Origin of the sequence: Streptomyces olivaceoviridis, assembly GCF_014650115.1 — a bacterium.
Lineage (GTDB): Bacteria > Actinomycetota > Actinomycetes > Streptomycetales > Streptomycetaceae > Streptomyces > Streptomyces olivaceoviridis.
Window position 1 is genome coordinate 49,833 of record NZ_BMUI01000006.1, and the last position, 22,904, is coordinate 72,736.

Genomic DNA, 22,904 nt, shown 5'->3' on the forward strand with positions numbered 1-22,904 from the left:
AAGCAAGGTTGCGCCGCCGCGCGCCGTGGATACGGCAGGCTGGTGGAATGACGGTGGACCGGTGGACCCAGTTGGTGCGGCATCAGGTGGGGCTGGGCAGGCTGTTGCCGCTCGGCGGCCCGCGCGACGGCGCGTGGATCACGGAGGAGGCGGCCGGGGCGGTGCTGCGGCGCGCGGCGGCGGACGGGGCGCCGGGGGTGCGCCTGGGCGCGCTGCGGATCGCGCTCGCCGATCCGCGGGACGTGCCGGAGCCCGTCGTGCCGGCACCGCCGAGCGCGCTGCCACCGGGCCCGCTGCGCGTGACGGCGGACTTCGCCGCGACGGCCGTCGAGCCGTTGCCGACGGCGGCGTCCCGGCTGCGGCTCGTCCTGGCGGAGGCCGCGACGGAACGGCTCGGCCTCGCGGTCACGGAGATCGATCTGCGGGCGACGGACCTGCTGGAGCCGGAGTTGCCGGAGCCTGACCTGCTGGAGCCGGCCGCCCCGGCGGGCGGCGCACCGCAACCGCCACCCGCCCGCGAGCCGGTGGGCACGGACGGGGCCGCCGTGACGGAGGCGGCCCTGGCCGTCCCCGGGGTGCTCCGGCTGACGGGGTCCCTGGGCGGCCCGGGCCGGGCGGTGCACATCGAGGAGCACGCCGGCGCGGCCGCCCTGCCACGCCGTCACATCCGCGTGGAACTGGCGACGGACGCGACCCACCGAGCCGTGGACGTGGCCCGGCAGGTCCGCGCGGCCGTACGGGACGCCCTGCCGGACCACCCGACGGTGGCGGTGCTGGTCACCGCGGTGGACTGACCGGCTGTCGGTGCCCGAGCGGCTGTCGGCTCATTCGCCGAGGCCGGCCAGGTCCCGCAGCCGTCGAGCCTGGGCGGCCCGCTCGGCCGCGCGCTGCTCCTCGTAGGTCCGGTCGAGGGCACCACGAAGCAACGCCTTGGTCTCCACCACCGCGTCCCGTGGCGCCGCCATGATCGCCGCCGCCAGGTCCCGCACGGCCCCGTCCAGTTCCCCGGCGGGCACGGCGAGACTCGCCAGCCCGCTCGACACCGCTTCCTCGGCGCCGACGAACCGCCCGGTCACGCAGATCTCCAGCGCACGGGCGTACCCGACGAGGCCCACCAGCGGGTGGGTGCCCGTCAGATCGGGGACAAGGCCGAGGCTGGTCTCGCGCATGGCGAACTGCACGTCGTCGGCGACGACGCGGAGGTCGCAGCCGAGCGCGAGCTGGAAGCCGGCCCCGATGGAATGCCCCTGGACAGCGGCGATGGACACGATGTCGGTCCGCCGCCACCAGGTGAACGCCTCCTGGTATCCGGCGATGGTCGCGTCGATCCCGGCGTCGTCACGACGCGCGAGATCGATGAAGGTCGGCTCGCCCGGAATCCCCTCCGGGGTGAACATCTGGCGGTCCAGCCCGGCGGAGAAGGACTTGCCCTCGCCACGCAGCACGACGACCCGGACGGAGCCCGGCAGCAGCCGCCCGGCCTCGGCGAGCGCCCGCCACAGGGCGGGGCTCTGCGCGTTGCGCTTGGCCGGGTTGGTCAGCGTCACCGTGGCGAGCGCGTCGTCGACGGTGAGCCGTACGCCGTCCTTGTCGAGTGCGGGAGCGAGGTCCTGCTCGGGCGAAGCCATGGGGCGCCTCCGATGGGTGCGGTCAGCAGAGCGAAGCTAAGTGACTGCACAGTAACCACCCGGCCGGTCGGTCCGCCGACCGGGTGGCCACCACCGAAGCCGATGGGCCGCCCGGAGTCAGGACGAAGCGGCCTTCTTACCCCGGGTCGCTCCGCCACGCCCACGGAGCGTGACGCCCGACTCGCTGAGCATCCGGTGCACAAAGCCATACGAGCGGCCGGTTTCCTCGGCCAGCGCCCGGATGCTCGCACCGGAGTCGTACTTCTTCTTCAGGTCTGCCGCGAGCTTGTCGCGCGCGGCGCCGGTCACCCGGCTGCCCTTCTTCAGAGTCTCGGCCACCCGTGCCTCCTCATGGGAAGTGCGCTCTGGTCTCCTCATGATCACCCCTCTTGGGCGTGATGGCCACCCATTCGGCAAGGTCCGTGAGACATCGTTGTGACGACAGGAGCCGATCCCCACAAGCGGAATAAGGAATTCCATGGGGTGCGGCCCATAGGGCCGTCCGGGTGGAATCGTGAAGTGCCAGGTCAGGAACGTACAGCGGCCGATCCCCCGACTGCCGGGGGATCGGCCGGAAAATGCGTGTATGACACACCGCGGTACGAGGAGATCTCACACAGATGATGGATCACCGATGGGCCGAATGATCCAGACCCAGTGGATCAATCCTTCGATCACGCCAGGGCGACGAGATCCGCGTAGTCGGAGCCCCACAGGTCCTCGACGCCGTCCGGCAGCAGGATGATCCGCTCCGGCTGGAGCGCCTCGACGGCGCCCTCGTCGTGGGTGACGAGGACGACCGCGCCCTTGTAGGTGCGCAGGGCGCCGAGGATCTCCTCGCGGCTGGCCGGGTCCAGGTTGTTGGTCGGCTCGTCCAGGAGCAGCACGTTCGCCGAGGACACCACCAGGGTCGCCAGGGCGAGCCGGGTCTTCTCGCCGCCGGAGAGGACCCCGGCCGGCTTGTCGACGTCGTCGCCGGAGAACAGGAACGAGCCGAGCACCTTGCGGACCTCGACCAGGTCCATGTCGGGGGCGGCCGAGCGCATGTTCTCCAGGACCGTGCGGCCGGCGTCCAGCGTCTCGTGCTCCTGCGCGTAGTAGCCGAGCTTGAGGCCGTGACCGGGGACGACCCGGCCGGTGTCCGGCGTCTCCACGCCCGCGAGCAGCCGCAGCAGCGTGGTCTTGCCGGCGCCGTTGAGGCCCAGGATGACCACCCGGGACCCCTTGTCGATGGCCAGGTCGACGTCGGTGAAGATCTCCAGCGAGCCGTACGACTTCGACAGGCCCTCGGCCATCAGCGGGGTCTTGCCGCAGGGCGCGGGCTCCGGGAAGCGGAGCTTGGCGACCTTGTCGGACATCCGGACGTCTTCGAGGCCGGAGAGCAGCTTCTCGGCGCGGCGGGCCATGTTCTGCGCGGCGACCGTCTTGGTGGCCTTGGCGCGCATCTTGTCGGCCTGGGCGTTGAGCGCCGCGGCCTTCTTCTCGGCGTTGGCCCGCTCCCGCCTGCGGCGCTTCTCGTCGGCCTCGCGCTGCTGCTGGTACAGCTTCCAGCCCATGTTGTAGATGTCGATCACGGACCGGTTCGCGTCCAGGTAGAACACCTTGTTGACGACCGTCTCGACCAGGTCGACGTCGTGGGAGATCACGATGAAGCCGCCGCGGTAGGTCTTCAGGTAGTCCCGCAGCCAGATGATCGAGTCCGCGTCGAGGTGGTTGGTCGGCTCGTCCAGGAGCAGGGTGTCCGCGTCGGAGAACAGGATGCGGGCCAGCTCGATACGGCGGCGCTGGCCACCGGAGAGCGTGTGCAGCGGCTGGCCGAGCACCCGGTCGGGCAGGTTGAGGGCGGCGGCGATCGTGGCGGCCTCGGCCTCGGCGGCGTACCCGCCCTTGGTGAGGAACTCCGTCTCCTGGCGCTCGTACTGCTTCAGGGCCTTCTCGCGGGTGGACCCCTTGCCGTTGGCGATGCGCTCCTCGTTCTCGCGCATCTTGCGGATCAGTACGTCCAGGCCGCGCGCGGAGAGGACGCGGTCGCGGGCGAGGACGTCCAGGTCGCCGGTGCGGGGGTCCTGCGGAAGGTAGCCGACCTCGCCGGAGCGGGTGATCGTGCCGCCGGCGGGGATGCCTTCGCCAGCCAGGCACTTGGTGAGGGTGGTCTTGCCTGCGCCGTTGCGGCCGACGAGGCCGATGCGGTCGCCCTTGGCGACACGGAAGGTGGCGTTCTCGATGAGGACGCGCGCACCGGCGCGCAGCTCGATACCGGAGGCGGAGATCACGGACAGACTCCAGGGCGTACAGGGGTTGGCGGGTGGGCGGCTGAGGACGTTCCCGCCGTCTAATGCGCGAGGAGAATGGCCATGAGGGAAAGTCTAACGGGGCCGTGCAAGCGGTTTTCCGCCTCCAGGCGTCCGGGGTGCGGACGCGGGAGATCGTTCCCCAGCGGGGTGCGGCCGGGCGCGATCCGGCCCAGGTCGTCCAGGGCCACGAGCTGGCCGGTCCACGCGGCGTCCGCGCAGGGCTGGGCGAGGAGCAGGGCCGCGCCCCGGCGTACGGCGCCCTCGGGGCGGAAGGCGCAGCCGTTCCGGGCGGGCAGCACCCAGCGCAGGTCGCCGTCGGCGGTGCGGTACGCGGTGACGCGGCGGGGGGTGACGACGGCGAGGATGCCGCGGCCGAGGGGGCGCAGCACGCCGGTGCCGCCCTGGGCGGGGAGCCACTCGGCCGCGTCGGGCAGGGCGCGGTGCCAGCGCACGGACCGGCCGTCGGTGTCGGTGAGCAGGCCGTCGTCCCAGAGCGCGATCACCTCCCCGCGCGCGTGCACCACGTCGACGGGGCGGTGCCCCGCGCGCGCGTACCGCCACCGGAGCGCACCGGTACGGCTGTCGTGGCCGGTCACGGTACCGTCCCGCACCCGCGCCGCCCAGGCTCCGGCGTGCGGCCCGGCGGTCAGGAGCCGGTCGCCGTAGGGGACCGGCCGCAGCTGCCGGGCCGCGCCGAGGAGGCCGAGGGTGACGACGGCCAGGAGGAGGGCGACGGCGAGGCGGCCCACGGGTGGAAGTGCCACCTCGCCCCCTTTGGGTACCACCGTCCCGGATCAGCCGCCGAGCGTAGTCACCGCCCGCGGAGCCGGCGGGGTGGCCGGGCGGGCGGGGGCGGGAAGTCCCCCCGTTCGGCGGGGCGGGGCCGGGCGCCGGATCGCCCGCCGCCGCACCCGGCCGGAGCCACGGCACGGCGCGCTGCGGCCCGTCGCGCCGGGCGTTGTCAGTGGCGGCTGCGAGACTCGCAGAGCACGGGGGAACCGATGCACGAAGGAGTGATCGGCATGGCAGGCACGGGTGGCGGGACACGGCCGGGCATCTGTCCCACGCTGCTGTACGCGGACGCCAAGGCGGCGATCAGGCAGCTCACGGAGGCCCTCGGCTTCACCGAGCTGTCGGTGTACGAGACGGAGGACGGCAAGGTGATGCACGCCGAGCTGGTCCAGGGCAACGGCGCGGTGATGATCGGCTCCAAGGGGCGCGGCGGCCTCTTCGACGCGGCGATGCGGGACGCGGGACCCGCCGGGGTGTACGTCGTGGTGGACGACGTGGACGCCCACCACGAGCGGGCCGTGGCGCACGGGGTGGAGATCCTGATGCCTCCGACGGACCAGGACTACGGCTCGCGGGACTACCTGGCCAAGGACGCCGAGGGGAACGTCTGGAGCTTCGGGACGTACGCCCCCGAGATCGGCGTCTGAGCCGCTCCCCCGCCTACCGCCTGCCCGGTTTCCCGCTCAGCCCCCGGTGTGCACCTGGAACGCGGCCCGGCGGACGGCCTTGGCCAGGGCCGGGTCGGGGTGGGCGGCGGCGAGCGCGACCAGGACCTGCACGGTGCGCGGGTGACCGACGGCGCGGACCTCGTCGAGCAGCTGGGGGACGGTGGGCTGCACCGCGGACTCCAGGTGCCGGACCAGCATCGGCGCCTCGCCGTGGTCGGCGACGGCGGCGGCGGTGTCCACCCACAGCCAGGTGGCCTCGTCCCGGGTGAGCACCTCGTGGGCGTCCTCCGGGTCGACGCCGTCGTGCTCGGCCAGCCACAGCAGGGCGTACGGCCGCAGGGCCGGCTCGTCCACGACGGACCGTACGTCGGGCTCGGCGGGGGCGCCGACGACGCGCAGCGCCTCGAAGGCCAGGCCGCGCAGCAGGGCGTCGTCGCCGCGGGCGGCGGCGATCAGCTCGGTGACGGCGCTGCCGACGGGGCGGGCGGCGAGCCAGGCGCGGTACTCGGCGCGGGCCGCGTTGGGCCGAAGCTGGGCACAGCCGCGCAGCATGTCCTCGGCGGACTGCTCGATGTTGCCGGCGGGGCTCTGCGCGGCCACGCAGATCTGCTCCAGCTTGACCCAGACCGCCCAGTTGCCGAGCGGGGTGAGCGTGGCCTGGCCGTCGCCGTAGGTGAGCGCGCCGACGGAGGCAAGGGCCCGCAGCGCCCAGTCGAGCAGGGGGGCGAGCGGGGCGTCCGCGGCGGGGGCGGGGTCCGCCGGGCCCGGGGCTTCGGCGGGCTGTCCGGTGCCGGGCTCGTAGGCGACCTCGCAGCGTTCGGTGCGCAGTTCGGTGACCCGCTGCTGGAGCAGGTCGAGCAGCTGCTCGACGGGGACCGGTCCGGCGGACAGCTGGAGGAAGGAGAGCACCTGGGGCATGGCCGAGACGACCTCGGCGACGGCGGCCGGCTCGTGCCCGTCGGGTTCGGGGCAGGCGAGCGACCAGGCGTCGAAGAGGGCGACCCAGCCGCGCAGCACGGCGCTGTCGTCGCGGTCCCAGGCGCGCAGCCGCCAGCCGGGGCGCGCGCTGTCGCCGTGCACCTCGACGAGTCCGGCGAGGCGGGCGGTGTCCCACTCGGCGCGGACCTGAGCGGCGCTCAGGCCGAGGTCGGCGGCGGCGCGTTCGGCGGTGGCGGCGGAGAGGGTGGCCTTGCCGTCGGTGGTGGCACCGGCGCGGCCGGGGCCGAGTGCGGCGTCGGCCCAGCGGGCGACACGGACCGCGCCGGCCAGACCGGCGCGGGCCATTCCGGCCAGTTCGGCAGGGGCGGGGGTGCCCTCCGGCGGCCGGGGTGCGGGGCGGCGTGGGCGCCGCTGGTTCACAGCTCTGGGGGCGGCGGCCAGGGGTCGCGGTCGGACGAGTCGAAGCCTGGAGTCGCGCGGGATACGGGACGTCACGGGTGCAGTCTTCCGGTTGACGGTCCGAAAACCCAAACGGAATGTCACGGCGGGCGACGGGGCTGGCCAACGCACCGGGCGCGGAAGGGGCCGAGGAGGCACGATCACGCCAGCCCTACGCCCTTAAACGGAATGTTTCGCGCCGGTGACGGCGGGCCCGGGCGCGCGGGCGTCACGCCGGCCCGGAAGCCCGCGGAGTCACAGCGGTCCCTGCTGTCACATCAGCGGGGTCAGGAACCGCCGCAGCCGCTCCTCGTACTCCTCGGGGTCCGCGTTCCACATCGCCGCGTGCGGGGCGTGCGCGACGGTGTGCAGGGCGACCAGGTCGGTGCGGCGCCGGGCGAGCCTGCGGGAGAACTCCCAGGGGGCGACCCGGTCGTCCGGGCCGTGGATGATCAGGGTGGGGACCCGGAGCCGGTCGGGGTCGGCGGTCTCGGCCACCCGGTCGGCGTGCAGTCCGGCCCGGCCCTGCGCGGCCCGCACGGCGAGCGGCAGCAGCGGTTGCGGGGTGTGGCGGGCCCTGGCCAGGGCCCGCAGGGTGGCCTCCCAGCTGAGCACCGGCGAGTCCAGGACGAGTCCGGCGATGCGGTCCCGGACCGCGGAGTGCTCGGCGGCGCGCAGGGCCATGGTGGCGCCGGTGGACCAGCCGAGCAGGACGACCCGGCGGGCGCCGTGGCGGACGGCGTGGAGGATCGCCGCCTCGACGTCCCGCCACTCGGTGTCGCCGAGGTGGTTCAGGCCGTCGGGCGGGCGCGGGGCGCCGAGGTCGCCGCGGTAGGCGAGGGCGAGGACGGGCAGCCGGCGGCCGTGCAGGAAGCCCATCACGTTCATGGCGTGCTCCCGGGTGGTGCCGAGGCCGTGCACGGCGATCACCCAGGTGTCCCGCCGGCCGGGCACGAACCAGGCGGGCAGGGCGCCCAGCTCGCCGGGCACGGCGACGTCGGCGTGGTCCAGGCCGAGGGCGGTGCCGGGGTCGCCGACGTACAGATTCGGGGTGAGCCAGACCGCGTCGCCGGGGGCGAAGGTGCCGTGGGTGACGCGTTCCAGACGACGTACGACCGTGTCGGCGGTGTGCTGGGCCGCCTCCAGGACGGGGCCGACGACCGCGTGGGTCCCGTCGCCGGCGAGGCCGTAGGTGCCGGGGCGCAGGGCCGCCAGGTCGCGGGTGAGCGTGATCTGGCCGGCGGCCGTGCCGTGCACGGTGAGGCGGGGCTCGGTGGGCAGCGGGCGGCCCGCCGGGGCCTTCAGCGCGGCGTCGCTGGCGAGCCGGCCGGCGGCGACGGACGCCATCCCGGCGGCCAGGACCGCGGTGAGCCCGGCGACGGTGGCTTTGACGGTGCGCACGGCTCCAGTGTCGGCGGGGCCGCGGCCACCGGCCAGCGGAAGGGAGGACCGTCGGGGCACGGGCGGGCGGGGCACCACCGGGTGCGGACGTCGTGGCTGGGCGCCGTTGCGGCGCGTCGAGGACAGCAAGGGGTCACCTCCGTTGGCCGTATCCCTTCAAGCGTTCCCCGACCTCGGTCAGTTGTGCCTCCGTCAGCAGGGACGGGGTCAGGCCCGGCACGGAGGACGCCGTGAGCCACAGGCGGCACATCCACTCCAGTTGGGCGGTGCGGTCGTATGCCTGGTCGAGGGTGGCGCCGTAGGTGATCGTGCCGTGGTTCTGGAGGAGGCAGCCGGAGCGGCCGGCGAGGGCGCGGAGCATGTTCTCGGCCAGCTCGCCGGTGCCGTAGGTGGCGTAGGGGGCGACCCGGACGGGGCCGCCGAGGGCGGCGGTCATGTAGTGGACCGGCGGCAGTTCGGGCACGAGCGTGGAGACCGCGGTCGCGTGCACGGCGTGGGTGTGGACGACGGCGCGGGCGTCGGTGGTGCGGTAGACGGCGAGGTGCATGGGCAGCTCGCTGGTCGGCGCGAGCGTGCCGAGCACCTGGCGTCCGGTGAGGTCGACGCCGGTGATGTCGTCCGGGGTGAGCCGGTCGTAGGGGACTCCGGACGGGGTCACCAGGACGAGGTCCCCGACGCGGACGGAGACGTTGCCGGAGGTGCCGACCACCAGTCCGTCGGCGACGGTCCGGCGTGCCGTCACGACCAGTTCCGCCCAGAGCCGCGCCTGGTCCTGACGCGCGCCCCCTTGCCGCACGTCCCGTTGTCCGCCGTCCTGTCGCGCGTCCTGCCGCCCGCCCTGGTGCCCGTCGTCCGTGTTCCGCAGCGCTTCAGCCATGCCGTGATCCTGCCAGCCGGACCGGCAGCGGAGCGGCCGGTCCGGTGGTTCCCGTGCGGAAACGATACGGCCGAACGGGCGGACCTCACTACGAAACACCATGGATCGACACAGATGCGGTGATCGGCGGGCCTTCAATGATCCCTCTTGCCGACTGGACGTCCACTCCGGGGGAGCCGTATGGCCCGTGAACGCACCCTTGTCCGCCGCCGCGCCGGTGTCCTCACGGCGGCCACGGCGGCCCTCGCCCTCGCGACCGCCACGACCGCGTCCGCCGGACCCCTGGGGCCGACCGGCGCGCCGGAGACGGCCGCACCCCCGGCCCCGGGCGCGCTGCCGGGGCTGCCCGCGCTGCCGCTCCTGACCGGAAACCCGCCCAGGGGCCACGACGTGTCGTCCCACCAGAGGCGGGTCGACTGGACGGCCGCCCGGGCCAAGGGCGCGCGGTTCGTCTACGTCAAGGCGACCGAGTCCACGGGCTACCGCAACCCCTACTTCTCCGGGCAGTACTCCGGCGCCCGCGAGGCGGGGCTGATCCGGGGCGCGTACCACTTCGCCCGGCCGGACCGGTCCTCCGGCGCCGAGCAGGCCGCGTACTTCGTGCGGCACGGCGGCGACTGGCGGGCGGACGGCTGGACGCTGCCGCCCGCGCTGGACATCGAATACAACCCGTACGACGCGAAGCACAAGTGCTACGGAGTGGGCAAGGCCCGGATGGTCCGCTGGATCCGGTCGTTCAGCGACGAGATCAAGGAGGAGACCGGCCGCCGCCCGGTGATCTACACCACCACCCAGTGGTGGAAGCTGTGCACCGGGAACAGCCGCGCCTTCTCCTCCTCCCACGCCCTGTGGATCGCCCGCCACGGCACCTCGCGGCCGGGCGCGCTGCCGGGCGGTTGGCGCTACTGGACGTTCTGGCAGCACGACGTCAAGGGCAGGCTGCCGGGTGACCAGAATCTCTTCAACGGCTCCCTGAGCCGGCTGCGGATCTTCGCGCGCGGTCACTAGCCAAGGCGCACTTGGGCCGGCGGCACGGAAGCGGAACCCCGTACGCGCGTTACTGACACCCCGAAGCCCGCCTCAGTTCATCTTCCGTTCACCCAGGTTGCCTACGTTCATCCAGCCAATGACCTCGAACGATTGCCTGGGTAAATGGAAAGCTTCTCGCTGATCCTCGCGATTGTGGTAGTGACCGCTCTCGCGTTCGATTTCACGAACGGTTTCCACGACACCGCGAACGCGATGGCCACCACCATCTCCACAGGCGCCCTGAAGCCGAAGATCGCGGTTGCCATGTCCGCCGCCCTCAACCTCGTGGGCGCCTTCCTCTCCGTGGAGGTCGCGAACACGATCTCCAAGGGTCTCGTCGACGAGACCGGCATCCGTCCCGAGGTCATCTTCGCCGCCCTGGTCGGCGCGATCCTCTGGAACCTGCTGACCTGGCTGGTGGGCCTGCCCTCCAGTTCCTCGCACGCCCTGACGGGCGGCCTGGTCGGCGCCACCGTCGCCTCCGCCGGCTTCGGCGCCGTCCACGGTGACGCCCTGGTCACCAAGGTGCTGCTCCCGGCCGTCGCCGCGCCGGTCGTCGCGGGCCTCGCCTCGCTGCTGGCCACCCGCTTCTCCTACGGCGTCGGCACCGCCGACGGCGAGGCCACCCGCAAGGGCTACCGCGCCGGCCAGATCGCCTCCGCCGGCCTGGTCTCCCTCGCGCACGGCACCAACGACGCCCAGAAGACGATGGGCATCATCACCCTCGCCCTCGTCGCGGGCGGCTCCATCGCCCCCGGCTCCAACCCTCCCACCTGGGTGATCCTCTCGGCGGGCATGGCCATCGCGCTCGGCACCTACATCGGCGGCTGGCGCATCATCCGCACCATGGGCAAGGGCCTGACCGACCTGGAGCCGCGCCAGGGCTTCGCCGCCCAGACCAGCGCCGCGACCGCCATCCTGGCCTCCTCCCACCTCGGCTTCTCCCTCTCCACCACGCACGTCGTCTCCGGCTCGGTGATGGGCGCGGGCCTCGGCCGCAAGGGCGGCGTGGTCCGCTGGTCGACCGCGACCCGCATGTTCGTCGCCTGGGCGCTGACCCTCCCGGCCGCCGCGCTGGTCGGCGCGGGCGCCGAGTCCGTCACCGACCTGGGTGACTGGGGCACCGCCGGCGTCGCCGTCTTCCTGGTCGCCGCGAGCGCCGCGATCTGGAAGATCTCCCGCCGCGAGGTCGTCGACCACACCAACGTGGTCGCGGAGAGCGGCGAGCCGGCCGGTGTGGTCACCGCCGCCATCGCCGCCGTGACCCCGCCCCCGGCGGGCTTGGTCACCGAGGACCTGACGGCCACGATCCCCGCCCCGGTCACCGAGCCCTCCCCCGCCGCCCCGGCCGCCCCGCCGGCCGCCGCGGTCTGACCCCGCGCACACGGTTACTGAAGGAAGCATCCCCATGAAGATCGACTGGGCGGCCCTCGGCTCCGTCTTCGGCGTCAGCCTCGCGTTCACGGTGGGCCTGGTGGTCCTGTTCACCCTCGGCATCAACGGCCTGTCGCGCCGTGAGAAGGCCGCGGCCCGGGGCGGGTCCGCCGCCCTCGCCGTCACCGGCGCCTACGTGTGCTTCGCGGCCTGTGCGGCGGCGGTGGCGTACGGGATCTACCTGATCGTCGTCAAGCCCTGACGGTCCGACACCCGACACCGGCCCCGTCGGCCTCCGCTTCGGCGGGACCGGCGGGGCCGACGCATGTCGTCCGGCAGACCGGCGATGTGGGCCTCAGCACAGTCCGGCGTCCCAGGTCAAAGGCAAGTTGACGGCCGTTCCGGGCACGTGGTGGACTGCCCAGGCCATGTACGGCGGCAAGAGAGGAAGCCGGTGCGAATCCGGCGCGGTCCCGCCACTGTCACCGGGGAAGAACCCCGGGAGCCAGGAACTCTCACCGCCGATTTCACGTCGAACCAGGGCGCGGACACCCTGAGTGAGGACACATATCGCCATGCTCGGCTGCCGATCGAGGACCCGTACCAGGACCGTTCCTGTTCCCACGGCCGGCTGAGCCGATGGGTGCCGATCGCACATACGCGTACGGCGCCGCCGCCGGCGTCCTCGGTGACCTGCTCCTCGGCGATCCGCGCCGCGGGCATCCGGTCGCCGCGTTCGGCCGGGCGGCCGGGGCCGTGGAACGCGCCCTGTGGCACGACCACCGTGGCTGGGGCGCGCTGCACACCGCCGTGTGCGCCGGTGGCGCCGTCGCCCTCGGCGCGCTGACCGCACGCGCCGTACGCCCCTCCCGTACCGCTTCCGCCGCGCTGACCGCCGCCGCCACCTGGGCCGTCGTCGGCGGCACCTCGCTCGCCCGGGAGGCCCGCGCCGTCGGGCGTGCCCTCCAGGCCGGGGACGTCGAGGCCGCCCGCGCCCGGCTGCCGCACCTGTGCGGCCGGGACCCGCAGGCGCTGGACGCCGACGGCATCGCCCGCGCCGTGGTCGAGTCGGTCGCCGAGAACACCTCCGACGCCGTGGTCGGCGCGCTCGTCTGGGGCGCCGTGGCCGGGGTCCCGGGGCTGCTCGGGTTCCGGGCGGTCAACACCCTGGACGCGATGGTGGGTCACAAGTCGGTCCGCCACCGGCGCTACGGCTGGGCCTCCGCCCGCCTGGACGACGTCGCCGGCTGGCCGGGGGCCCGGCTGACCGCCGTACTCGCCGCCGTGGCCGGACCCGATCCGCGCGGCGCCGTACGCGCCTGGAGGGCGGACGCGCGGCGGCATCCGAGCCCCAACGCCGGGCCCGTGGAGGCCTCCTTCGCGGGCGCCCTCGGCGTGCGCCTGGGCGGGACGCTCTCCTACGGCGGCCGGGTCGAACACCGCCCGGTGCTGAACGGCGCCACCGGACGGCCGGTCCGCGTCACCGACATCGACCGGGCCGTACGGCTCTCGCGCCGCGTCGGCCTGCTCGCGCTCGGCACCACGCTGGCCGCGCGCGCCCTGACGAAAGGACGTGGGAAGTGAACGGTGGGCTCCTCGTCGCCGGCACCACCTCCGACGCGGGCAAGAGCGTCGTGACGGCGGGCATCTGCCGCTGGCTGGTGCGCCAGGGCGTGAAGGTCGCGCCGTTCAAGGCGCAGAACATGTCCCTGAACTCGTTCGTCACGCGCGAGGGCGCGGAGATCGGCCGGGCGCAGGCCATGCAGGCCCAGGCCTGCCGGGTGGAGCCGACCGCGCTGATGAACCCGGTGCTGCTCAAGCCCGGCGGCGAGCAGAGCAGCCAGGTGGTGCTGCTGGGCAAGCCGGTGGGCGAGCTGAGCGCGCGCGGGTACCACGGCGGGCGCCAGCAACGGCTGCTGGGCACGGTGCTGGACTGCCTGGCTGAATTGCGGGGCACGTATGACGCGGTGATCTGTGAGGGGGCGGGGAGCCCGGCCGAGATCAACCTGCGGCGGACCGACATCGTCAACATGGGGATCGCGCGGAACGCGCGGCTGCCGGTGCTCGTCGTCGGCGACATCGACCGCGGGGGCGTGTTCGCCTCCTTCTTCGGCACCGTCGCCCTGCTCTCACCGCAGGACCAGGAGCTGGTCGCCGGGTTCCTGGTGAACAAGTTCCGGGGCGATGTCAGCCTGCTGGAGCCCGGGCTGGACATGCTCCGGGACCTCACCGGGCGGCGCACGTACGGCGTGCTGCCCTTCCGGCACGGACTCGGCATCGACGAGGAGGACGGGATGGGGGTGTCCCTGCGGGGCACCGTACGGGAGTCCACGGTCGCTCCCCCGTTCGGCGAGGACGTGCTGCGGGTCGCCGTGTGCGCGATCCCGCTGATGTCCAACTTCACCGACGTGGACGCGCTGGCCGCCGAACCGGGCGTCGTGGTGCGGTTCGTGGACCGGCCGGAGGAGCTCGCGGACGCCGATCTCGTCGTCGTCCCGGGCACGCGCGGGACCGTACGGGCGCTGGAGTGGCTGCGGGAGCGGGGGCTGGCCGACGCCCTCGTCCGCCGGGCCGCACAGGGACGCCCGGTCCTCGGTGTCTGCGGCGGCTTCCAGATCCTCGGCGAACACATCGAGGACGACGTCGAGTCCCGCGCCGGAGCCGTCCCCGGGCTCGGCGTCCTGCCCGTCCGGGTGCGGTTCGCCCGCGAGAAGACCCTCACCCGGCCCAGCGGCGAAGCCCTCGGCGAGCGGGTCGACGGCTACGAGATCCACCACGGGGTGGCCTCGGTCGAGGGCGGCGAACCCTTCCTGGACGGCTGCCGGGTGGGCCAGACCTGGGGCACCCACTGGCACGGCTCGCTGGAGTCGGACGGCTTCCGGCGGGCCTTCCTGCGCGAGGTGGCCGCCGCCGCGGGCCGCCGCTTCGTGCCCGCGCCGGACACCTCCTTCGCCGCGCTGCGCGAGGAGCAGCTCGACCGGCTCGGCGACCTGATCGAACAGCACGCGGACACGGACGCGCTGTGGCGGCTCATCGAGTCCGGCGCGCCGCAAGGACTGCCTTTCATTCCACCGGGAGCGCCCGCATGAGCACAGTGTTGTTGTTGTCGACCGCCGACACGGATCTGCTGGCCGCCCGGGCGTCCGGCGCCGGCTACCGCATCGGCAACCCCACCCGCGTCGACGTCGCCGGGGAGCTGCCGGGCCTGGTCGAGGGCGCGGACCTCGCCGTCGTACGGCTGCTGGGCGGCAAGCGGGCCTGGGAGGACGGGCTGGCCGCGCTGAAGGCGTCCGGCGTCCCGACCGTGCTGCTGGGCGGCGAGGCCGTGCCGGACGCCGAGCTGATGGCGGAGTCGTCGGTGCCGGCCGGTGTGGTCGCGGAGGCGCTGAAGTACCTGGTCGAGGGCGGCCCCGCGAACCTGCTGGAGCTGTCCCGGTTCCTGTCGGACACCGTGCTGCTGACCGGCGAGGGCTTCGAGGAGCCGCGCCGGATGCCGGAGTTCGGCGTGCACGGCGCGTACGAGGTCCAAGACGGCCGGCCGACCGTGGGCGTGCTCTTCTACCGGGCGCACGAACTGAGCGGCAACACCGCCTTCGTGGACACCCTGTGCGAGGCGATCGAGGCGCGGGGCGCCAACGCCCTGCCGGTGTACTGCGGTTCGCTGCGCGGCGCGGACCCCGCCCTGTACGAGCTGCTGGGACGGGCCGACGCGCTGGTCGCCACCGTGCTCGCGGCCGGCGGCACGCACGCCTCCCAGGCGTCGGCGGGCGGTGACGAGGAGTCCTGGGACATCGGCGCGCTCGCCGACCTGGACGTCCCGGTGCTCCAAGGGCTGTGCCTCACCTCCTCGCGGGCCGCGTGGGAGGAGTCCGACGCGGCCCTGTCCCCCATGGACGCGGCGATGCAGGTCGCGATCCCGGAGTTCGACGGCCGGTTGATCACCGTGCCGTTCTCCTTCAAGGAGCAGGGCCCCGACGAGGTCCCGGTGTACGTCGCCGATCCCGAGCGGGCCGCCCGCGTGGCCGGGATCGCCGTCAGGCACGCCCGGCTGAAGCACAAGCCGAACGCGGAGAAGAAGATCGCGCTGGTCTTCACGGCGTACCCGACCAAGCACTCCCGGGTCGGCAACGCGGTCGGCCTGGACACGCCCGCGTCGGCGGTCCGGGTGCTGGACGCGCTGCGGGACGCCGGGTACGGGGTCACGGAGTACCCCTCGGGCGGCGACGAGCTGATCCACCGGCTGATCGAGGCCGGCGGGCACGACGTGGAGTGGCTGACCGAAGAGCAGCTGGCCGCCGCGCCCGCGCGGGTGCCGCTGGCCGACTACCGGGCGTGGTTCGAGAAGCTGGACCCCGGGCTGCGGGACGCGATGACCGAGGCGTGGGGCGAGCCGCCGGGCGGCCTCTACGTGGACGGCGACGACATCGTGCTGGCCAGCCTCCGGTTCGGGAACGTCGTCGTCATGATCCAGCCGCCGCGCGGCTTCGGCGAGAACCCGATCGCGATCTACCACGACCCCGACATGCCGCCCTCCCACCACTACATGGCGGCCTACCGGTGGCTGGAGGCCGCTGCGGCGGAGGGGGGCTTCGGCGCGGACGCGATCGTGCACATGGGCAAGCACGGCACGATGGAGTGGCTGCCGGGCAAGGGACTGGGCCTGTCGCGGGGGTGTGCGCCGGACGCCGTACTCGGCGAGCTGCCACTGATCTACCCGTTCATCGTCAACGACCCCGGTGAGGGCACCCAGGCCAAGCGGCGCGGGCACGCCACCGTGGTCGACCACCTGGTGCCGCCGATGGCCCGCGCGGACACCTACGGCGACCTGGCCAAGCTGGAGCAGCTGCTGGACGAGTACGCCCTCGTCTCCGACCTGGACCCGGCGAAGGCCCCGGCCGTCCGCGCCCAGATCTGGACGCTGGTCAAGGCGGCGGAGCTGCACCACGACCTGCACGTGGACGAGCAGCCGGACGACGAGGCGTTCGACGAGTTCGTCATGCACATCGACGGATACCTGTGCGAGATCAAGGACGTGCAGATCCGCGACGGCCTGCACATCCTGGGCGGCGGCCCGGTCGGCGAACCGCGCGTGAACCTCGTGCTGGCCGTGCTGCGCGCTTCCCAGGTGTGGGGCGGCCGGGCCGACGCGCTGCCCGGTCTGCGGGCCGCGCTGGCGGCGCACTTCGGCCTGGTGGAGAAGGAGCTGCTGGCCGAGCCGGGCGCCCCGGTGAAGGTGCCGGTGGAGCTGACGGACCTGGTCGACGGGCCGTCCCGGACCGCCGCCGACACCATCGACCTGCTGGAGCAGCTGTGCCGGCGGATCGCGGAGGGCATGGAGGCGCGGGCGTGGGACCGTACGGTCGTCCCCGCCGTCCTGCGGGGCGTGCTCGGCGCCGACCTCCCCGCCGCGGTCGCGGTGCTTCTGTTCGCGTGCGACGAGGTCGTACCGCGACTGGCGCGGACCACCGACGAGATCGGGCACATCCTGCGGGCGCTGGACGGCGGTTACGTCCCGGCGGGCCCGTCGGGCTCCCCGACCCGGGGCCTGGTCAACGTCCTGCCGACGGGCCGCAACTTCTACTCGGTCGACCCCAAGGCGATCCCGTCCCGGCTGAGCTGGGAGGTCGGCCAGTCGCTTGCGGACTCGCTGGTGCAGCGGTACCTGAGCGACACCGGGGAGTACCCCCGGTCGGTGGGCCTCACGGTGTGGGGCACGTCCGCGATGCGCACCCAGGGCGACGACATCGCCGAGATCCTGGCGCTGCTGGGCTGCCGCCCGGTGTGGGACGACGCCTCGCGCCGGGTCACCGGCTTCGAGGTGATCCCGCTCGCGGAGCTGGGGCGCCCGCGCATCGACGTCACCGTCCGCATCTCCGGGTTCTTCCGGGACGCGTTCCCGCACGTGGTCGGGCTGATCGACGACGCGGTGCGGGCGGTGGCCGAGCTGGCGGAGCCGGCCGAGTCCAACTACGTGCGGGCGCACGTGGAGGAGGACGCGGCCGGGCACGGCGACCGGCGCCGGGCCACGGCCCGGATCTTCGGCTCGAAGCCGGGGGCGTACGGCGCCGGTCTGCTGCCGCTGATCGACGCGCGGAACTGGCGCAGCGACGCCGACCTGGCCGAGGTGTACGCCGTCTGGGGCGGCTACGCCTACGGGCGCGGGCTCGACGGACGGGCGGCGCGCGGGGACATGGAGACGGCGTTCCGGCGGATCGCGGTGGCGGCGAAGAACGTCGACACCCGTGAGCACGACCTCGTCGACGCCGACGACTACTTCCAGTACCACGGCGGCATGGTCGCCATGGTCCGGCACCTGACGGGCGCCAACCCCGAGGCGTACGTGGGCGATTCGGCCGTACCCGACCAGGTGAGGACCCGGACGCTGGGCGAGGAGACGCACCGCGTGTTCCGGGCGCGGGTGGTGAACCCGCGCTGGATGGCGGCCATGCGCCGGCACGGCTACAAGGGCGCCTTCGAGATGGCGGCGACCGTGGACTACCTGTTCGGCTACGACGCGACGGCGGGCGTGGTCGACGACTGGATGTACGAGAAGCTCAGCGCCGAGTACGTCTTCGACCCGGAGAACCGGGACTTCATGAAGAAGTCCAACCCGTGGGCGCTGCGCGGGATCACCGAGCGGCTGCTGGAGGCGGCGGACCGGGGCCTGTGGGCGGAGCCGGACGCGGACACGCTGGAGCGGCTGCGCGCCACGTATCTGGAGCTGGAAGGCGACTTGGAGGGCGACCAGTGACCACCCCGTTCCCCTTTACGGCCGTCGTCGGCCAGGACGATCTGCGGCTCGCGCTGCTGCTGAACGCCGTGTCTCCGGCGGTCGGCGGTGTGCTGGTGCGCGGCGAGAAGGGCACCGCGAAGTCCACGGCGGTACGGGCGCTCTCGGCGCTGCTGCCGGAGGTGGCCGTCGTCCCCGGGTGCCGGTTCTCGTGTGACCCGGCCTCCCCCGATCCCGCCTGCCCGGACGGGCCGCACGAGTCCGGCGACGGCGTCGAGCGCCCCGCGCGGATGGTCGAGCTGCCCGTCGGCGCCTCCGAGGACCGGCTCGTCGGCGCCCTCGACATCGAGCGGGCGCTGGCCGAGGGCGTGAAGGCCTTCGAGCCGGGCCTGCTGGCCGACGCGCACCGGGGCATCCTCTACGTCGACGAGGTGAACCTGCTCCACGACCACCTGGTCGACCTGCTGCTGGACGCGGCGGCGATGGGTGCCTCGTACGTGGAGCGCGAGGGTGTGTCCGTGCGGCACGCGGCCCGGTTCCTGCTCGTCGGCACCATGAACCCCGAAGAGGGCGAGCTGCGCCCGCAGTTGCTGGACCGGTTCGGGCTGACCGTGGAGGTGGCCGCCTCGCGGGAGCCGGAGCAGCGGGTGGAGGTCGTGCGGCGCCGGCTGGCGTACGACGACGATCCGGCCGCCTTCGCCGCGCGCTGGGCCGGCGAGGAGGCCGCCGTACGGCAGCGGATCGTGGCGGCGCGGGAGTTGGTGCCGCGGGTGCGGCTGGGCGACGGGGCGCTGCGGCAGATCGCGGCGACCTGCGCGGCCTTCGAGGTGGACGGCATGCGCGCCGACATCGTGATGGCCCGGACGGCGACCGCGCTGGCCGCGTGGGCCGGGCGGACCGATGTGCTCGCGGAGGATGTGCGGCAGGCCGCGCTGCTGGCGCTCCCCCACCGCAGGCGGCGCAACCCGTTCGACGCGCCGGGTCTGGACGAGGACAAGCTGGACGAGACGCTGGAGCAGTTCTCCGGCGAGTCCCCCGACGACGATCCGGACCCCGACGGCCCCGGTGGGGGCGGCGGGCAGCCGGCGCCCGACAGCGGTCCGCGGGACGACGCCGGCGGCGGCGCGCGGCCCGAGGCCGGCGAGGGCGGGCAGCCGCAGGCGTCCGGCGGGCAGGAGCAGTCGGCCGTACGGGCCGCCGAACCCTTCCGTGCCAAGGCGCTGACCGTCCCGGGCGTCGGCGAGGGTGCCGCCGGGCGGCGGTCGCGGGCGCGGACCGAGCACGGGCGGACCACCGGGGCCCGGCGGCCCCGGGGTGCGCTGACCAAGCTGCACCTGGCGGCGACCGTACAGGCCGCCGCGCCGCACCAGCGGGCGCGGGGCAGGTCCGGGCCGGGGCTGGTCGTGCGGCGGGACGATCTGCGGCAGGCGGTCCGGGAGGGGCGTGAGGGGAACCTCGTGCTGTTCGTGGTGGACGCCTCGGGGTCGATGGCGGCACGGCAGCGGATGAGTGCGGTGAAGGGGGCCGTGCTGTCGCTGCTGCTGGACGCCTACCAGCGGCGGGACAAGGTGGGGCTCGTGACCTTCCGGGGGGCGGCGGCCGAGGTCGCGCTGCCGCCGACGTCCTCCGTCGACGCCGCCGCCGCGCGGCTGGAGTCGCTGCCCACCGGGGGGCGTACGCCGCTCGCCGCCGGGCTGCTGAAGGCGCACGAGGTGCTGCGGGTGGAGCGGCTGCGGGACCCGGCACGCCGGGCCCTGGTGGTCGTGGTGACCGACGGCCGGGCCACCGGCGGCCCGGAACCGGTCGTCCTCGCGGGGCGGGCGGCGCGGCTGTTCGCGGCCGAGCAGGTCGCCTCGGTGGTCGTGGACTGCGAGTCGGGGCCGGTGCGGCTCGGGCTCGCCGGGGAGCTGGCCGGTCAGCTGGGCGGTACGGCCGTCACGCTGGACGAGCTGCGGGCCGACTCGATCGCCGGGCTGGTCAGGGATGTGCAGGGGACGAAGAGGAGGGCCGCGTAGTGCCGCAGGGACAGCCGAGTGTCGTACCGGACGACGGACTGACGACCCGTCAGCGCAGGAACCGTCCGCTGGTCGTCGTGCACACGGGCGTCGGCAAGGGCAAGTCCACCGCCGCGTTCGGGCTCGCGCTGCGCGCCTGGAACCAGGGGTGGCCCATCGGGGTGTTCCAGTTCGTCAAGTCGGCGAAGTGGAAGGTCGGCGAGGAGAACGCGCTCAGGGTGCTCGGCGCCTCCGGCGAGGGCGGGACCGTCGACTGGCACAAGATGGGCGAGGGCTGGTCGTGGGTCCAGCGCGACGCACAGATGGACAACGAGGAGAAGGCCCGCGAGGGCTGGGAGCAGGTCAAGCGGGACCTGGCCGCCGAGACGTACCGGCTGTACGTGCTGGACGAGTTCGCGTACCCGATGCACTGGGGCTGGGTCGACACCGACGAGGTCGTCGACGTGCTGCGCGGCCGTCCCGGCACCCAGCACGTGGTGATCACCGGGCGGAACGCCCCGGAGAAGCTGGTGGACCTCGCCGACCTCGTCACCGACATGTCCAAGGTCAAGCACCCCATGGACGTGGGGCAGAAGGGCCAGAAGGGCATCGAGTGGTGATGTCCGTCCCCCGGCTGGTCATCGCCGCGCCCTCCTCGGGCAGCGGCAAGACCACCGTCGCCACGGGGCTGATGGCCGCGTTCGCCGCGCGGGGGCTCGCCGTGTCCCCGCACAAGGTCGGGCCGGACTACATCGACCCCGGGTACCACGCCCTGGCGACCGGGCGGGTGGGGCGCAACCTGGACGCGTACCTGTGCGGGCCGGAGCTGGTCGCTCCGCTGTTCCTGCACGGGTCGCGCGGGTGTGACCTCGCCGTGGTCGAGGGCGTGATGGGGCTGTACGACGGGGCCGCCGGCGAAGGTGAGCTGGCGTCCACCGCGCACGTCGCCAAGCTGCTCCGGGCGCCGGTGGTGCTCGTCGTGGACGCGTCGTCGCAGTCGCGGTCGGTGGCGGCCCTGGTGCACGGGTTCGCGTCCTGGGATCCGCAGGTGCGGGTCGGGGGCGTGATCCTGAACAAGGTCGGCTCGGACCGGCATGAGGAGTCGCTGCGGGAGGCGCTGGACTCGTCGGGTGTGCCGGTCCTGGGTGCCTTGCGGCGGGTCGCTCAGGTGGACACGCCCTCCCGGCACCTCGGGCTGGTGCCGGTCGCCGAGCGGCAGGCCGCGGCGGTGGACGCCGTCCAGGCCATGGCCGCGCAGGTGGCTCGGGGATGTGACCTGGACGCGCTGGAGGCACTCGCCCGTACTGCGGGTGCCCTCCCAGGGGGCCCCGCCCCGTGGACCCCCGCCTCGCCCGCCCACCACCGGACTCGGTCCGACGGCAAGCACGCCCCTGTCGTCGCCGTCGCCGGCGGGCCCGCGTTCACCTTCTCCTACGCCGAGCACACCGAACTGCTCACCGCCGCCGGAGCCGAAGTGGTCACCTTCGATCCGCTCCGTGACGAGCGACTGCCCGAAGGAACCGCCGGGCTGGTCATCGGGGGCGGCTTCCCCGAGGTGTACGCCGCCGAGCTGTCCGCCAACGAGCCGCTGCGCGAGGCCGTGGCCGAACTGGCCCTCTCCAATGCCCCCGTGGCCGCCGAGTGCGCCGGGCTGCTCTACCTCTGCCGCGAACTGGACGGGCAGCCCATGTGCGGTGTGCTCGACGCCACCGCGCGGATGACCGACCGGCTGACCCTCGGCTACCGGGACGCCGTGGCCGTCGGCGACAGTGTGCTGGCGCCGGCCGGGACGCGGATGCGGGGCCACGAGTTCCACCGCACCGTCGTCGAGCCGGGCGCCGGTGCCGCTCCCGCCTGGGGCGTACGCGCCCCGGCCCGGCGGGTCGAAGGTTTCGTACAGCAGGGCGTGCACGCGAGTTATCTGCACACGCACTGGGCGTCCGAGCCCGGTGTCGCCCGTCGGTTCGTGGAGAGGTGCCGGACGTCATGAGCAGCAGGCTGGTCGGAGTCGGGGTCGGTCCCGGTGATCCGGAGCTGGTGACCGTGAAGGGGGTCAACGCGCTGCGGGCCGCCGATGTCGTCGTCGTACCCGTCATGGCCGCGCCCGACGGAACGGATGGCGGGGAGCGCGGGCGGGCCGAGGCGACCGTGTCGCACTACGTGCCCGCGGAGAAGGTCGTCCGCGTGGTGTTCGCGCTGAACGAGCGCACCGACCGGGCCCGGCGCGAGGCGGCCTGGGACGCGGCCGGGCAGCGGGTCGCCGAGCTGCTGGAAGCGCACGGGTCGGTCGCGTTCGCCACCATCGGGGACCCGAACGTGTACTCGACGTTCACCTATCTCGCGCAGACCATCGTGGAGCTGGTGCCGGGTGTCACCGTGGAGACCGTGCCCGGGATCACCGCCATGCAGGATCTCGCGGCGCGCTCCGGGGCCGTGCTGACCGAGGGCACCGAGCCGCTGACCCTCGTGCCGGTGACGGCGGGCTCGGCGGTGCTGAAGGAGGCGCTGGCCGGGCCGGGGACGGTCGTGGCGTACAAGTTCGGGCGGCAGGCCACCGAGGTCGCGCAGGCGCTGCGGGAGACCGGGCGGCTCGGGGGCGCGGTGTGGGGCTCGGCGCTGGGGCTGCCGGAGGAGTCGGTCCGCCCGGCCGCCGAGCTGGACGGGACGCCGCTGCCGTACCTGTCGACGCTGATCGCGCCGCCGCGCCGGGACGACGGCCGGGGCGGAAAGCTGTGACCCG

Annotated in this window: 19 protein-coding genes and 1 riboswitch; of the genes, 12 read left to right on the plus strand and 7 right to left on the minus strand. The window is 74.1% G+C overall.

Translation table 11 applies throughout. From position 1 onward, the window contains the following. Nucleotides 1-47: 47 nt before the first annotated feature. Nucleotides 48-794, plus strand: a complete 747-nt coding sequence (locus IE273_RS13540) for a nucleopolyhedrovirus P10 family protein (protein WP_189815411.1) — start codon at nt 48-50, stop codon at nt 792-794. 30 nt (nt 795-824) lie between these two features. On the opposite strand, the gene IE273_RS13545 is transcribed toward IE273_RS13540, so the two are convergent. The 4 genes from IE273_RS13545 to IE273_RS13560 all read right to left on the minus strand — a co-directional run bounded on the left by IE273_RS13545 (nt 825) and on the right by IE273_RS13560 (nt 4,686). Further along, on the minus strand, nt 825-1,628 hold the full coding sequence (locus tag IE273_RS13545; protein WP_189815412.1) for an enoyl-CoA hydratase/isomerase family protein: 804 nt from the start codon (nt 1,626-1,628) through the stop codon (nt 825-827). A 117-nt stretch (nt 1,629-1,745) separates the two neighbouring features. Next, nucleotides 1,746-1,967, minus strand: a complete 222-nt coding sequence (locus IE273_RS13550; protein WP_004002281.1) for a helix-turn-helix domain-containing protein — start codon at nt 1,965-1,967, stop codon at nt 1,746-1,748. Between the two features lie 335 nt (nt 1,968-2,302). Then, nucleotides 2,303-3,901: an ABC-F family ATP-binding cassette domain-containing protein gene (locus tag IE273_RS13555; RefSeq protein ID WP_189815413.1), complete on the minus strand. Its 1,599-nt coding sequence runs from the start codon at nt 3,899-3,901 to the stop codon at nt 2,303-2,305. 59 nt (nt 3,902-3,960) lie between these two features. Next, nucleotides 3,961-4,686 (minus strand): PQQ-binding-like beta-propeller repeat protein, encoded by a 726-nt coding sequence (locus IE273_RS13560; RefSeq protein WP_189815414.1) that lies wholly within the window; start codon nt 4,684-4,686, stop codon nt 3,961-3,963. 258 nt (nt 4,687-4,944) lie between these two features. On the opposite strand from IE273_RS13560, the gene IE273_RS13565 reads away from it, so the two are divergent. Beyond that, nucleotides 4,945-5,361: a VOC family protein gene (locus tag IE273_RS13565; protein ID WP_373309336.1), complete on the plus strand. Its 417-nt coding sequence runs from the start codon at nt 4,945-4,947 to the stop codon at nt 5,359-5,361. A 36-nt stretch (nt 5,362-5,397) separates the two neighbouring features. Here the strand turns inward: IE273_RS13565 and IE273_RS13570 are convergent, their stop codons facing one another. The 3 genes from IE273_RS13570 to IE273_RS13580 form a co-directional block, all read right to left on the minus strand. After that, a complete protein-coding gene (locus IE273_RS13570) occupies nt 5,398-6,666 on the minus strand; it encodes a hypothetical protein (protein WP_229887223.1) in 1,269 nt (422 codons plus the stop codon). Nucleotides 6,667-7,032: 366 nt separating this feature from the next. After that, the gene (locus IE273_RS13575; RefSeq protein WP_189815417.1) at nt 7,033-8,160 is read right to left on the minus strand and encodes an alpha/beta hydrolase; all 1,128 of its coding nucleotides are present in this window, start codon (nt 8,158-8,160) and stop codon (nt 7,033-7,035) included. 133 nt (nt 8,161-8,293) lie between these two features. Then, on the minus strand, nt 8,294-9,037 hold the full coding sequence (locus IE273_RS13580) for a class II aldolase/adducin family protein (protein ID WP_189815418.1): 744 nt from the start codon (nt 9,035-9,037) through the stop codon (nt 8,294-8,296). Nucleotides 9,038-9,217: 180 nt separating this feature from the next. Between IE273_RS13580 and IE273_RS13585 the strand changes: the two genes are divergently transcribed. The 10 genes from IE273_RS13585 to cobI all read left to right on the plus strand — a co-directional run bounded on the left by IE273_RS13585 (nt 9,218) and on the right by cobI (nt 22,900). After that, nucleotides 9,218-10,045 (plus strand): lysozyme, encoded by an 828-nt coding sequence (locus IE273_RS13585; protein WP_189815419.1) that lies wholly within the window; start codon nt 9,218-9,220, stop codon nt 10,043-10,045. A 144-nt stretch (nt 10,046-10,189) separates the two neighbouring features. Beyond that, the gene (locus IE273_RS13590; protein ID WP_189815420.1) at nt 10,190-11,440 is read left to right on the plus strand and encodes an inorganic phosphate transporter; all 1,251 of its coding nucleotides are present in this window, start codon (nt 10,190-10,192) and stop codon (nt 11,438-11,440) included. Between the two features lie 34 nt (nt 11,441-11,474). Continuing rightward, nucleotides 11,475-11,702, plus strand: a complete 228-nt coding sequence (locus IE273_RS13595) for a hypothetical protein (protein ID WP_189815421.1) — start codon at nt 11,475-11,477, stop codon at nt 11,700-11,702. A 134-nt stretch (nt 11,703-11,836) separates the two neighbouring features. After that, nucleotides 11,837-11,974, plus strand: a riboswitch (cobalamin riboswitch). A gap of 105 nt (nt 11,975-12,079) precedes the next feature. Continuing rightward, complete coding sequence (locus tag IE273_RS13600) at nt 12,080-13,024, plus strand: cobalamin biosynthesis protein (protein WP_189815422.1); 945 nt, start codon at nt 12,080-12,082, stop codon at nt 13,022-13,024. After that, nucleotides 13,021-14,529, plus strand: coding sequence for a cobyric acid synthase (locus tag IE273_RS13605; protein ID WP_189815423.1), 1,509 nt, complete (start codon nt 13,021-13,023; stop codon nt 14,527-14,529). Before IE273_RS13600 ends, IE273_RS13605 begins: the two co-directional genes overlap by 4 nt. After that, a complete protein-coding gene (gene cobN, locus IE273_RS13610; protein WP_189815424.1) occupies nt 14,526-18,191 on the plus strand; it encodes a cobaltochelatase subunit CobN in 3,666 nt (1,221 codons plus the stop codon). Before IE273_RS13605 ends, cobN begins: the two co-directional genes overlap by 4 nt. Then, nucleotides 18,188-20,185 (plus strand): putative cobaltochelatase, encoded by a 1,998-nt coding sequence (locus IE273_RS13615; RefSeq protein ID WP_189815425.1) that lies wholly within the window; start codon nt 18,188-18,190, stop codon nt 20,183-20,185. Before cobN ends, IE273_RS13615 begins: the two co-directional genes overlap by 4 nt. Further along, nucleotides 20,185-20,784 carry a cob(I)yrinic acid a,c-diamide adenosyltransferase gene (gene cobO, locus IE273_RS13620; protein WP_189815426.1) on the plus strand — a complete coding sequence of 200 codons (600 nt, stop codon included), beginning with the start codon at nt 20,185-20,187 and terminating at the stop codon, nt 20,782-20,784. Before IE273_RS13615 ends, cobO begins: the two co-directional genes overlap by 1 nt. Beyond that, entirely contained in the window at nt 20,784-22,154 is a 1,371-nt protein-coding gene (locus tag IE273_RS13625; protein ID WP_189815427.1) for a cobyrinic acid a,c-diamide synthase CobB, read from the plus strand. Before cobO ends, IE273_RS13625 begins: the two co-directional genes overlap by 1 nt. Further along, entirely contained in the window at nt 22,151-22,900 is a 750-nt protein-coding gene (cobI, locus tag IE273_RS13630) for a precorrin-2 C(20)-methyltransferase (protein ID WP_189815428.1), read from the plus strand. Before IE273_RS13625 ends, cobI begins: the two co-directional genes overlap by 4 nt. Nucleotides 22,901-22,904 lie beyond the last annotated feature (4 nt).

Bases quoted from the DNA above. Each gene is read 5' to 3' on its own strand.
- IE273_RS13540 (WP_189815411.1), top strand. From the start codon at position 48: ATGACGGTGGACCGGTGGACCCAGTTGGTGCGGCATCAGGTGGGGCTG.
- IE273_RS13545 (WP_189815412.1), bottom strand. From the start codon at position 1,628: ATGGCTTCGCCCGAGCAGGACCTCGCTCCCGCACTCGACAAGGACGGC.
- IE273_RS13565 (WP_373309336.1), top strand. From the start codon at position 4,945: ATGGCAGGCACGGGTGGCGGGACACGGCCGGGCATCTGTCCCACGCTG.
- IE273_RS13570 (WP_229887223.1), bottom strand. From the start codon at position 6,666: ATGGCCCGCGCCGGTCTGGCCGGCGCGGTCCGTGTCGCCCGCTGGGCC.
- IE273_RS13580 (WP_189815418.1), bottom strand. From the start codon at position 9,037: ATGGCTGAAGCGCTGCGGAACACGGACGACGGGCACCAGGGCGGGCGG.
- IE273_RS13585 (WP_189815419.1), top strand. From the start codon at position 9,218: ATGGCCCGTGAACGCACCCTTGTCCGCCGCCGCGCCGGTGTCCTCACG.
- IE273_RS13590 (WP_189815420.1), top strand. From the start codon at position 10,190: ATGGAAAGCTTCTCGCTGATCCTCGCGATTGTGGTAGTGACCGCTCTC.
- IE273_RS13595 (WP_189815421.1), top strand. From the start codon at position 11,475: ATGAAGATCGACTGGGCGGCCCTCGGCTCCGTCTTCGGCGTCAGCCTC.
- IE273_RS13600 (WP_189815422.1), top strand. From the start codon at position 12,080: ATGGGTGCCGATCGCACATACGCGTACGGCGCCGCCGCCGGCGTCCTC.
- cobN (WP_189815424.1), top strand. From the start codon at position 14,526: ATGAGCACAGTGTTGTTGTTGTCGACCGCCGACACGGATCTGCTGGCC.
- IE273_RS13625 (WP_189815427.1), top strand. From the start codon at position 20,784: ATGTCCGTCCCCCGGCTGGTCATCGCCGCGCCCTCCTCGGGCAGCGGC.
- cobI (WP_189815428.1), top strand. From the start codon at position 22,151: ATGAGCAGCAGGCTGGTCGGAGTCGGGGTCGGTCCCGGTGATCCGGAG.